The organism is Candidatus Aminicenantes bacterium (assembly GCA_026393795.1).
Taxonomy (GTDB): domain Bacteria; phylum Acidobacteriota; class Aminicenantia; order UBA2199; family UBA2199; genus UBA2199.
In genome coordinates, this window is the sequence record JAPKZL010000172.1 from 1 (window position 1) to 11,211 (window position 11,211).

An 11,211-nucleotide genomic window follows, 5' to 3' on the forward strand; every position below is an offset into this window, starting at 1 on the left:
CGCTGCCGTTCCGATTCCCCAATGAAAGCCAGGCCTCCAGGCTAAGCTTGCGCTACCGCCAGGTGTTCGTGCCCGGGAAGAAGCGCGCCTATATCCTGACCTTCACCGCCCTCAGGGATGAGGACGACGATGCCGCTGTCGGATTTCAAAGCGTTCTGGATTCCTTCCGCGTGCTGAAAAGGCCGCCGCGCTTCGGCCCGGTGCTTAACGGCGCCCTCATCGGCGGCCTGATCGCCGCTCTGTTTTTCCTGTTCAATGCCCTGCTCCTCTCCCTGGGCGGCCAACGCACAAGATAATCGTCATTTCTTGGTGCAGCTAAAAAAAAAGGATCGGACCGAATAAAAATATTTTTCGCTTCTGGCTATTGACAGTAAATGCGAATAATCTCAGAATGAAAAACGGATAGCAACACTAGATGCTTCGGAAGACCTCAGCATAGTGTTGCTATGGAGGTGGAGAAATGAATGGGAAGGCAAGATTGGGTTTTTTTCTCGTATGGCTGGGCGCGACCTTATTCACGGCTGCGAATGCCGTTGCGACGGACAAGCCGGACGTATCCATCTATTCCATCGCCGCTGAGCGCGTGGAAACGATGGCTGTTCCCTTGCGGGTCAATGTGCCGGTGGTGACCAAAAACGGCGGCCGCGCCTATGCCCAGCACTTCAACTGCCGTCTTTCCTACAGGCGTTTCAGCTCCGCTCCGTGGCAGAGTCTCGACACGTGGCATCGGGACGGCCTCTATACGGGCCAAACTTTCAGCCATGTCACCCAGAGGGACTTCAACGAAGGCGGCAGCTACTTTTTCAAGGCGGAGGCGGACTGCGATGCGGAATTGGCCGAATCATCCGAAGGCAATAATATTCACTACTATTCAAAGAGCTTTGCGGCGGGGATTCCGGACCTGGCGGTTAGCAATTTATCGGCGGCCATAAAGAGCGTCAACTCCTCCGGGGCCTGGAGCGTGAAAGTGGAATGGGACCTGGAGAACAAGGGGGACGGCAAGGCGGTGGGCTCCTTCGTAACCATCCTGAAGGTTTCCCGCAACAACGGCTCTTACGCCGAGGTCCAGCGCTACACCTTTTCCAACCTCGACAAGAATCAGAAGAAGCACTACACGAGGACATCCAGCTACTCGGGCGCGACCAGCTTGAAGTTCGAGGTGCGCGCCGACGATCTGCACGTGATCCACGAAAGCGACGAGAATAACAATATCGCTTACTCACAGGTCATCCGTCATTAGGACGGAAGGTACCGAACTGCGGGCCCGCTGTCCGTAGTCAGGGAAAAATAAATTAGGGATGCCTGCTGGGCGTCAATCGGCGCGCTCGTACATACGGACATGGGTCAGTTTCTTGGCGCTGAAGGAACCTACGATGAACGCCAGGGCCGCCAAGCGGCCAGCGCGCAAGAAACGTTTTTTTCCCATGACCCAATGATAGCAATTCGTAAGAAAATCGGCAATTGTTTTATTTTCACGAAAAAAGTATAATCAATGGCACGACTGGCAAGGAGGGAAGAGCATGATTTTTAAGAAAAAAAAGGCCCTTGTATTCCTGGCCGCACTCTTGTTTGTTTTGACCTTCAACCTGCACGCCGAACTGATGAACCCGATCTGCAGGTTCAAAAATGTCTCCATCCCGGTGGACCTGCGCATCGAGGGCTCTATCCTGGCCAAGGGAACCTACGACCTTGAATTCCTCAGGTACCCGTCGCCGATACTCTACTATCTCAGGATCATGAAGAAGGGCAAAATCCTCCATCTCCTGCAGGGCGAGGAGTTCCCTTACGACAATTCGAGCGTCATCCCCAGGAAACCGCAGTTGAAAATGAGCAAGAACTCGGCCGAGAAACGGCTGACCCTTGTTTTCGAGTCGGGCACCGACACGAAGATCTATGAACGGGCCAGGGCGCGTTACCACATAGAATACGTGGAGGAATAAATCGGGAAAACTCGTTGTTGAGGTTGAAAAATTCAATTAATTGAATTTTATATTTAAAACAAGTATCGTTCCTCCTTTCCGGAGCTCGCTGAGCCTGACCCTGCGCAGTGGGCTGGTTTTTATCATTTAAATGGAGGACAGGATGAAAAGCAACATGGTGATCATTATGGTTCTGCTGGCGCTGGCGCCCCCACACTTCAGTAAAGCGCTTCTTTCCTGATCATTCAGAAATGGCGGGGACAAACCCAATTTTTTTAGGCAAGGCAATGGATGGCGCGGAATCTTCCTGACTTAAAATAAATTCAGTCCCTGACCTTGAAAAAACGCAGCGCCAGCGCCATGAACACGGCGGTGAAGGCCAGCAGGATCAGCAGGTTGGGGAGGATGGCGCTGAAGCCCTTGCCGAAGAAGATGACCTGGTGAAAGGCATCCATGGCCCAGTAGGCGGGGGAGACCATGCCCAGGGCCCGGAAGGTCGGGGGGACGATTTCGGCCGGCCACCAACAACCGCCCAACGCGGCGAACATGTTGGCGGCCAGCACCGACACGCCGACGATCATTTCCTCCTTGTTCAAAACCGAGCCGACGAAGATGCTCAAACAGGCCACAGCTAGGGTAAAGACCATGATGATCGTTCCTGAGAGCAGCATGTTGCCTAGATGGAGGTGAAAGAACAGTTTCCCGGTGGCCAGCAGGATAGCCGCCTGCAGGAGCCCCATCAGCACGCGGCCCAGGAGTTTGCCGCCGAAGAGCTCTCCGAAACTGGTGGCTGAAAAAAGAATGCGCCCCATGACCCCTTTTTTCCGGTCTTCCATTACCGTCGCCCCGCCGTAGATCAGGACCATCATCATGATGAACTGCACCATGGTGCCGGGTATGACATGATCGAAACCGGTGGGGATGGTGGCGACGGTGTCTTTGGGCAGGCGCGTGACCACCTTGACCAGTTCGTTGAACGGGGCGTGGGCAATGAAAAAATCCTTAATGTCCCGGTCGCCGTAGATGATCAGCTCGCTGAGCAGCCTGGTGATGGCCTGGACGATCTTGGTTTCGGCGACCGCCCCGGCTTCCATGTTGGCCTGGGAATCCTTTTTCAGTTCCAGCTCCTGAGGAATCTTGGCGGCGAGTTTTTCCGAAAAATCGGGGGCGATGACGAGCATGCGGATGACTTTATCGGGAGGGCTTGCCTGGACGGTCAGTTCGATGCCGGGGCTTTTCAGCTTCTCGATGAAATAGTTTCCCCACTTGCCCTTGTCCTGGTTGACGATCAGCAGCGCGGCCTTCTTGTCGGTGGGGTTGGACTTGTACAGATTGCCGAAAAGGAGGATGAAGAACATGGGAAACACCAGGAACCAGAAAAAGAAGGCCCTGTCCCTGACCGTCAGCTTCAGGTCCACGCTCGCGATATGCCAAATTTTCTTCATGATCGTTTTCCTTTTTTCACCGTCGTCCGACCGGGCATCAGACGGTCAGGCGCCGCTGCAGGGCGACCATGGCCACTGCGGCGAACAGCAGCGCCGTGACCAGCAGCACCAGCAGCGGAGCCAGCGGGATTTCGCGGGCGACCACCTGCCGGCAGCCGGTGATGAACCAGTTGTTGACCGTAAACTTGGCCAGCCAGCGCATGCCGGCGGGGATCTGCTCCAGCGGGAGCATGCTGCCGCCGAAGGCGGCGGAGACCAGGATGATCGGGCTGGCGAACGCCCCGGCCTGGTTCTTGTTCTTGAAGAAGGCGTTGAGCATGCCGAAGAAAGCGGCGCACCAGAAGCAGGTCACGGCTACCAGCAGGAATAGCCAGAGGGTGTTGCCCCAGTCGATGGCGAAGACGAGGGCGCCCATGACCATGGCCAGGCCGCAGATCAGCATGCCCAGCAGCCAGGCGCCGACGATTCGCGCCAAGACGAGCTCGCGGGTGGTCAGCGGCGAGAACATCATGCGCCGGATCTTGCCGTCGGCGCGCTCGTTCTGGATCTCGCGCATGAAGGCCTCGATGATGAACAGCATGAACATGATCAGCATGCCGGGCAGGATGTAGGCGAAGATGTTGAACCCCTGTATTGGGGGAGCCTGCCCTGGTTTAGCAATAGTACTGGTTTTCAACCCGACCAGCAGCGGCGACAGGTATTTCTTGACGGCCATGATCTTGATGCGGCTCATTTCCAGGAGCGGGGCCAGCTCGGCGATCGAGAGCGTCTCCAGGGAGGAGTTGCCGACCAGCTTGATGATCTTCAATTCGTCAGCGAACACCTGGGCCACACCGGACAGGCCGACGGCCATGGTGTTGGCGAATTCCTCGACCACGTCAGGCAGGAACTCCTCGGCCGGATTCTTGACGACCACCAGCCGGCTGAGTTTTTGGTCGGCCAGGTCCTCGCTGAAGTGCTCGGGAATGATGATCATGGCCGAGGCCTTGCCCTTTTTCATGAGCTTTTCGCCCTCGGCCTCGCTGACCGTCGTCGCCTGGAACATCTCCTTCAGCTGCTTTTGATCGAAAGCGCCGATCAAAAATTTAGAGGCGAGGTTCTGGTCTTTGTCGACCAGCAGCACCTTGATCGGCGGCAGCTTGGTTTCGGTGCCTGAACCCGGGTCGAAAATCATGCCGATCAGGGCGGTCATGGCGAAAGGAATGATCATGAACAGGACCGTGGCCAGGGGCGCGCGCAGGCGGCGTTTGATGTCGTTTTTGATGATCAGGGTGGTGCGGCTCAATCTCGTAAGCTCCTGCCGGTCAATTTGAGGAACACCGCTTCGAGGTTGGGCGATTTTATCTTCAAGTCATCCAGCGTCAGCTGGTGCTGGAACAGGTGTTGCATCATGCCGGGAATGCCCTCGGAATTGGCGAAAGCCAGGTGGGCTTCGTTGTCGGACACCGACAGGATCTCGATGCCGTTGGGGCTGAGCTTCTTGATGGCTTCGGAAAAGCGGTTGGCGGTGAATTGGCCGCTGACCACCACGATCTCCTTTTCGCCGACGATGCGGATGAGCTCGTCCAGGGTTCCCTGAGCCAGGATCACCCCCTTGTCCATGATGGCGATGCGCGTGCAGGTCTGCTCCACTTCGGCCAATTGGTGGGTGGTGAAGACGACCGATGTCCCCTGCAGGCCGACGTTGCGGATGATGCCCAGGATGCTGACCTTGGCCTGGACATCGATGCCCACCGTCGGCTCGTCGAGCAGCAGCAACTCGGGCTTGTGGATCAGGCCGATGGCGACGTTCAGGCGCCGCTTCATGCCGCTGGAAAACTTCTTGATCGGCTCCTTGGCCCGGCTGCTCAGCTCGACCAGGGACAGCAGTTCCTGGGCCCGTTTCTTCAATTCCTTTTCGGGGATGGCGTAGAGGCCGCCCCAGAACATCAGGTTCTCCAGCGCCCCCAGGTCCTTGTAAAAGGCCATTTCCTGCGGTACGATGCCGATGAGGTTTTTCAGGCGCCGGTCGCTGAACAGGTCGACGCCCTTGAAGGCTACCGTACCCGAAAAATCGCGCAGGGTTCCCGACAGGATCGAGATCAGGGTCGTTTTGCCGGCACCATTGGGGCCGAGAAGCCCCAGCACCTCGCCCTTGTTCAGGCTCAAATTGAAATTGGCCAGGGCAACGGTTTCGCCGCGGTCATAGGCTTTGGAAAGGTTTTTGATTTCCAGAATTGGTTGTTGCATGGGCGAATTGTATCACATTCGCCGATTCGCGCAAAAAAGTTTAAGCTTTTCCTATCGTCTGCGTCGGGAAAGCGTTTCCGGCCCAGGCTTCGGGGTGGAAGGATCGACGGTCATTGTGACATAGTCGAAATCGCAGCTGGTCTTCGTCCCGGCGCCGATGAAGCCGAGCACCAGATAGTTGGGATTATAGGTGGAGTCGACAAAGGTGTATGTCATGGTATCATTGATGTAAAGGGTATAGGTACTGTCGACATGGACGACCTTGAGCGTGTTCCAATTGTTGATGCCCAGGTTGACGGCGGTGCTTTTAGCGCTAAATAGGGGAGTTGGCGGCTCGAGCGGCGGCTCAGTGAATTTGAAATTGATGAGCGAGTAGATGGAAACCGTGCCGTCGATGGCGTAGCCCAGCAGATAGCCGGCGTTACTCGTAAGGTTTTTCGAGGTGGCCAGCATGATGAAGAGGAAGGGGTTACTGCTGCCGCTGAATTCGCTCCAGCGCATCCGGCTCTCGACGGTATACGATGTCTCCGAATAGAAAAAATCATAAACGGCGCATCCGCCCCATTCGGTCGTCTTGCTGCCGGTGAAATATCCTCCGGCGGTATTCCACGACGTGGCATTGTCGGGGAGCCAGAAATCGGCGACATTGTCGCTGAAATCCTCTTTGAAACCGAGCAAATTGAATGCCGGGCCGAAAGCTTGGGATTCGCTGGCGGCCGGGGAGACGATGTGAATTTTGAAATTGTGGCCTTCGGCGGTGCTGGCCGGTACATTCCAGGAATATGAGCCCGAATTTGCCACTCCCTTGACGATGTCGGCCACCTTGCTCTCTTCCTGGTACAGTTCAAGGTCAACGCTTGTCACTCCCATCGGCTGGACGGCTGCCGGCGAGACGGCCGTAACCACCGTGGTAGCCAAGGCCGCCGGGGCCGTGGAATCCCAGCTGATGGTGCAGGAGGCCGCCCTTTGCACATTGGCGTTGGCGGCGGGTGCGGAAATGGAATAGGTGCCGAGATCGAGAAGGATGGTCAGCGAGTTCTTGCCGTTCTTGACCACGAATTCGCGTTCCAGGTCGGCGTAGCCCTCCAGCGACACCTTGATGGTATGGGAACCGAGCGAAGGCTCCAGCTGGCAGGGGGTGATTTTGGCGGTATTGGTTCCGTCCAGATACACCTTGGCCCCGGACGGAATGGTGTCGACCTGCAGGGTGGTCTTCAGGATCAGGAAGTAATAGACCAGACCGCCGACAAGAGCCAGGCTCAGGATCACACCGAGCCAGGGAAAGTGTCTTTTCTTGGCCTGAACATTCGCGCTCCCGGCCCTTTCAAGCACCGGTTTTTCGACAACGGGCTTTTCCACCTTGAGAACATCAGCCTTGACCGCCTGGAAGGCCTCGAGGAAACCCGGCTTGTAGTTCCCTGCCTGGACTATGATCGCCGGATTCAGCTTCAACGCCTCTTCGACCAGGAAACGGAAGACCGGCAACTGCGTGCCCTGTTGCAAGAATTTGACGTAGGCCATCTCCAGGTTGGCCAGGGACTTGGTCTCATTGCCTTGGGCCAGGTCCAAAGCCTCGTTTAACTTGTTCAGGGCCTCATCGAACAATTTCTGCTGGTACAGGGCCCTGCCGGTATCGATGAGATTGAGTGCCTGGCTATCTGGAGTGCGCTCCTGGGCGCGTACGGGGAAAACGGCTGAATTCACCCAAACGATGAAAGAAAGGAGCAGGAAAAAGGACAGTGGTCTTTGCCGCGTTTCGAGCAGTTTCATTTTCTTTTACTCCGAAAATTTTTGTCATGATAAGGTTAGCGACCGCGAAAGTCAAGTTTTTCCCCAGGCAAGGACAATTTCGCATCCGGCCGGATGCCGTGGAACTATTGACATTGCTGCGCCAGTTGTCCATAGTACCAGGGTGAAAGGCACAAGAATGCATGCACACTCTTTCTGGTTGCGGCAATGATGTCCCTTGCCGGTTTTCTAGTCAAGCTCGGCTGGCAGGAAGGGATATTGATATAGATGAAGGATCGACCATAAAAAAAAGGGGAAAAAACCATGATCAAAAAACCGCAAAAATGGATTGCTTGTTTCGTGACGCTGACGTTCATTTGGCTGCTGCAGCTTTCCACGCAGCCCGTGTCCGCCGCCGGCGCGACCGAAGCCGCTGTTTCGGTCAGTGCTGAGCAGGGGCCGAATTTTATTGAGCAAGCCGGTAGCGCGAGTTCCGCGGCAGGCCATAAAAGCATTTTGCCTTACATTCTGATCGGCGTGGGGGTCGTTGCCGTAGCCGCCGTCCTGTTCCTCGTGGTCCTGAAAACCAAATACGATCCACGCGGAACCTGGGAGTTCAAGTGGCGCGACAAGCCCAGCGACTTGTGGGCGACCGAATCCATAACCCTGGCCGGCGAGCGGACAAGCGGTACATCCAACTATTCAGGCTATGTGGGAACATTCAGTTTGGATGGAAAAGAGCTTACCATCGAGTGGACCTATCCGGGCGGCAACAAAATGATCCTGATCGGGGAATTCCAGACCAAGGATACGGTCAGCGGGACCTATACGGCGTCCATGTATAGTGAAGTGGACGGACAGTTTGAGCTTTCCCGCCAGTCAACGGCGACTGCGCTCAATACTCCGGTCGCTGTAAAAAAAGTCGGCCAATAGCAAATCTGAATCAGAAAACGCCAACAATAGCCGGGCATAATTTTCTAGTTTAAATTGTCGCCCCGGCGGGTCAAGCCAGACGCAGCAAGGCTTTCATGAACTCGGCGCCATGCAGCAGTCCGTAGCTGCCCTTTTTGCAGGTTTCCTCGTTGAACTCGGAGATGGGGTCGGGTTCTTCGCCCGGGCGGCAGATCAGGAACGGCACCGCGTCGCGGGTGTGGGTGCGCACGGCGCATGGCGTGGCATGGTCGGGGAGAAGGGCAATGGTCACCGGTTCCTTCATCGCTGCCGTGCATTCGACGATGGGCTTGATGATTCGCTGGTCCAGCGCCTGGATGGTGCCGACCTTCAGTTCGGCGTTCCCCTCGTGCCCGGCCTCGTCGCTGGCTTCGATGTGCAGGAAGACGAAATCGAAGTCGCGCAGCGCCTGGCAGGCGGCTTGCGCCTTGCCCTCGTAGTTGGTATCGAAGAGGCCGGTGGCGCCGGGGACCTTGATCGGCTTGAAGCCGGCGTAGACGCCGAGGCCGAAGATCAGGTCGACCGCCGAGATGACCGCCCCGCGCAAGCCGTACAGCTCCTGGAATGTTTTCATCTGCGGGCGATGCCCCGGCGACCAGGGCCAGATCGAGTTACCCATGTCCTTGCCCTGCGCCCGCCGCCGTACGTTCACCGGGTGGCTGGACAGGATGGTTTGGGAGCGGATGATCAGGTCGGTCAACAGTCCGGCCGTTTTGCTGCTTTTACCCTTCGGACGCGGCAGGACTTCCCTGAACAACGTGCCGGGGACATCGTGCGGCGGAGTGCATTCGAAATCGTTTTTCCCGTCCTTGATGACCAGCAAATGGCGGTAGCTGAAGCCTGGGTGGAAGCGGATGTTCGGAGCGGCGAGCTCTTGGTTCAGGGCTTCGATCAGCCGCAATGACTCCTCGCTGCTGATGTGCCCGGCCGAGTGGTTCTTGATCTTGTCGTTTTCGATGCAGATGATATTGCAGCGCATGGCCAGGTCGTCGGCGGCAAGCTCGACGCCGATGCTGGCCGCTTCCAGGACGCCGCGCCCCTGGTAGACCGCTTTCGCGTCGTAGCCCAACACGGCCAGATTGGCGACCTCGCTCCCGGGCGGCATGTCGTCGGGAACGGTGACCAGGCGGCCGCAGCGGCTGCGGGCGCAGAGGCGGTCGATGGCGGGTGTGTGCGCCGCCATCAGCGGCGTTTTCCCGTTCAGCTTGTCGATGGGGTAGTCGGCCATGCCGTCGGCCAGGATGACGATGGTTTTCATTGGCACCTCAACGCTTGCTTCGATCAGGAATAGTTCTTTTTCAGGAATTTCTTGAAGGCCGGGTAATCGTTGGCCATGAGCTCAAAGGTTTCCTTTTTGCCTTCGAGCCCTTCGAGACTGCGCGGCAGCGGCGGATCGAAGCCGAGGATGGCCTTGATCTCCTCGGGGAATTTCGCCGGGTGGGCCGTTTCTAGGGAAATGCACAGTTGCCCGGGGGCCGGTTCGGCGCGCAAATACTCGCGCAGGCCGGCCCAGCCGACGGCGCCATGCGGCTCGAGCAGCAGGCCGTGCTGCTCGTAGGCGACGCGGATGGTCCGCCGCGTTTCGTCGTCGCTGACGCTCAGGGCGAATATCTCGCGGCGCAGACGCTCCAGGTCGGCCGGGCTGCTGATGCGTCCTCTTTCGTCCATGCGGCCGCCGTAGAGATCGATCAAACGGGCCAGGTTGCTGGGATGGCCGACATTCATGGCGCTGGAAATGCAGTTGCGCGAGGGCTCGATGACCTGGTAAACGCCGCTGGCGACATACGTGGGGAATTCGTCGTTCTCGTTGGTGGCGATGACCAACCGCTTGACCGGGAGCCCCATGCGCATGGCCAGCACGGCGCCCATCATGTCGCCGAAATTGCCCGAGGGGACGGAAAAAACGGCCGTTTCGCCGGGCTGCTGGCACAGGCGCGAGTAGGCGTAGAAATAGTAGACGGTCTGCGGCACCAGCCGGCCGATATTGATGGAATTGGCCGAGGAGAGGGGGAGATGTCCCAGTTCGGGATCGGAGAAGGCTTCCTTGACCAGCGCCTGGCAATGGTCGAACTTGCCGTCGATGGCGATGACGCCGACATTCTTGCCCAGGGTGGTCATCTGCCGGCGCTGGCGCGGGGTCACCTCCTTCTCGGGGAACAGAACCAGCACCTGGATGTTGTCCAGCCCGTAAAAGGCGTTGGCGATGGCGCTGCCGGTGTCTCCCGATGTCGCGGTCAGGATCAGCAGCTTGGACTTCTCCTGTCTCAGGTAGTGATGGATCAGCCGCCCCATCAATCGCGCGGCGAAATCCTTGAACGAGGCCGTCGGCCCCTGGTCGAGGCGCATGACAAACTGCCGGCCTTCCACCAGTTCCAGCGGCACGGGGAAATCGTAGGCATCTTTGGTCAGGGCCGCCAGTTCGGGCCCGGAGATCTGCCCATGCAGAAATTTCCCGCAGACGACGTCGGCGATTTTATGGTAGGGCAGGCCGACGAAACTTTCTATTTCAGCCGTGCTCAGCACCGGGATCCGTTCCGGCATGTACAAGCCCCTGTCCGGGGCCTGCCCCTTGAGCAGGGCGTCGCGGAAGGGGACCGCTTCGGCCTTGCGGTTGGTCGAGTAAAACAAGATCGGTTCCTGCATGGTGTCCTTTATCCTGTCGGCAAGTTCGGTCAGCTTGCCGCAACGCCCTGTAATTTATAACTATTTTGCAATCCTGTCAACCGCACCAGGTGCTTAGAAGCCGGTTTGACTTTTAATTTTTCCTATGCTATTAAATTTTTTAGGCTGAATGGGGTCACATGTCAAGCCGAAACGACGCTCGTCAGGCAAGGAAATGTTCGGTTAGGAAAACATGCATTTTAGGAGACTATCATGAGCCATGCTGAATCAGCCGGAGTCAAAGAATATATCCGGCTTGGCCAGGAATGTGTAGCCAG

The 11,211-nt window shown here is 57.3% G+C and carries 10 protein-coding genes; 4 read left to right on the top strand and 6 right to left on the bottom strand.

Going from position 1 to position 11,211, the window contains the following annotated elements; translation table 11 throughout:
- From NTW95_08170 to NTW95_08180, 3 genes are all read left to right on the top strand, one after another.
- The coding region (locus NTW95_08170) for a hypothetical protein (GenBank protein MCX6557385.1) at positions 1-296 on the top strand (296 nt) is incomplete at its 5' end.
- A gap of 164 nt (positions 297-460) precedes the next feature.
- The gene (locus NTW95_08175; GenBank protein ID MCX6557386.1) at positions 461-1,240 is read left to right on the top strand and encodes a hypothetical protein; all 780 of its coding nucleotides are present in this window, start codon (positions 461-463) and stop codon (positions 1,238-1,240) included.
- A 280-nt stretch (positions 1,241-1,520) separates the two neighbouring features.
- Positions 1,521-1,940, top strand: a complete 420-nt coding sequence (locus tag NTW95_08180) for a hypothetical protein (GenBank protein ID MCX6557387.1) — start codon at positions 1,521-1,523, stop codon at positions 1,938-1,940.
- 302 nt (positions 1,941-2,242) lie between these two features.
- Here NTW95_08180 and NTW95_08185 read toward each other — a convergent pair whose 3' ends face one another.
- Genes NTW95_08185 through NTW95_08200 form a run of 4 tightly spaced genes read right to left on the bottom strand, consistent with a single transcriptional unit; the run spans position 2,243 to position 7,363 of the window.
- Positions 2,243-3,364, bottom strand: coding sequence for an ABC transporter permease (locus NTW95_08185; GenBank protein ID MCX6557388.1), 1,122 nt, complete (start codon positions 3,362-3,364; stop codon positions 2,243-2,245).
- 37 nt (positions 3,365-3,401) lie between these two features.
- Positions 3,402-4,649, bottom strand: coding sequence for an ABC transporter permease (locus NTW95_08190; protein MCX6557389.1), 1,248 nt, complete (start codon positions 4,647-4,649; stop codon positions 3,402-3,404).
- Positions 4,646-5,593 carry an ABC transporter ATP-binding protein gene (locus NTW95_08195; GenBank protein ID MCX6557390.1) on the bottom strand — a complete coding sequence of 316 codons (948 nt, stop codon included), beginning with the start codon at positions 5,591-5,593 and terminating at the stop codon, positions 4,646-4,648. The genes NTW95_08190 and NTW95_08195 overlap by 4 nt, the downstream gene beginning before the upstream one ends.
- Before the next feature lie 51 nt (positions 5,594-5,644).
- Positions 5,645-7,363 (bottom strand): PEGA domain-containing protein, encoded by a 1,719-nt coding sequence (locus NTW95_08200; protein MCX6557391.1) that lies wholly within the window; start codon positions 7,361-7,363, stop codon positions 5,645-5,647.
- A 282-nt stretch (positions 7,364-7,645) separates the two neighbouring features.
- On the opposite strand from NTW95_08200, the gene NTW95_08205 reads away from it, so the two are divergent.
- Complete coding sequence (locus tag NTW95_08205; protein MCX6557392.1) at positions 7,646-8,254, top strand: hypothetical protein; 609 nt, start codon at positions 7,646-7,648, stop codon at positions 8,252-8,254.
- Positions 8,255-8,324: 70 nt separating this feature from the next.
- On the opposite strand, the gene NTW95_08210 is transcribed toward NTW95_08205, so the two are convergent.
- Positions 8,325-9,530, bottom strand: a complete 1,206-nt coding sequence (locus NTW95_08210) for a cofactor-independent phosphoglycerate mutase (protein ID MCX6557393.1) — start codon at positions 9,528-9,530, stop codon at positions 8,325-8,327.
- Between the two features lie 23 nt (positions 9,531-9,553).
- On the bottom strand, positions 9,554-10,915 hold the full coding sequence (thrC, locus tag NTW95_08215; protein MCX6557394.1) for a threonine synthase: 1,362 nt from the start codon (positions 10,913-10,915) through the stop codon (positions 9,554-9,556).
- Positions 10,916-11,211 lie beyond the last annotated feature (296 nt).

Excerpts from the sequence above, each read along its gene's own strand:
- NTW95_08175 (MCX6557386.1), top strand. The coding sequence starts at position 461 with ATGAATGGGAAGGCAAGATTGGGTTTTTTTCTCGTATGGCTGGGCGCG.
- NTW95_08180 (MCX6557387.1), top strand. The coding sequence starts at position 1,521 with ATGATTTTTAAGAAAAAAAAGGCCCTTGTATTCCTGGCCGCACTCTTG.
- NTW95_08185 (MCX6557388.1), bottom strand. The coding sequence starts at position 3,364 with ATGAAGAAAATTTGGCATATCGCGAGCGTGGACCTGAAGCTGACGGTC.
- NTW95_08195 (MCX6557390.1), bottom strand. The coding sequence starts at position 5,593 with ATGCAACAACCAATTCTGGAAATCAAAAACCTTTCCAAAGCCTATGAC.
- NTW95_08200 (MCX6557391.1), bottom strand. The coding sequence starts at position 7,363 with ATGAAACTGCTCGAAACGCGGCAAAGACCACTGTCCTTTTTCCTGCTC.
- NTW95_08205 (MCX6557392.1), top strand. The coding sequence starts at position 7,646 with ATGATCAAAAAACCGCAAAAATGGATTGCTTGTTTCGTGACGCTGACG.
- NTW95_08210 (MCX6557393.1), bottom strand. The coding sequence starts at position 9,530 with ATGAAAACCATCGTCATCCTGGCCGACGGCATGGCCGACTACCCCATC.
- thrC (MCX6557394.1), bottom strand. The coding sequence starts at position 10,915 with ATGCAGGAACCGATCTTGTTTTACTCGACCAACCGCAAGGCCGAAGCG.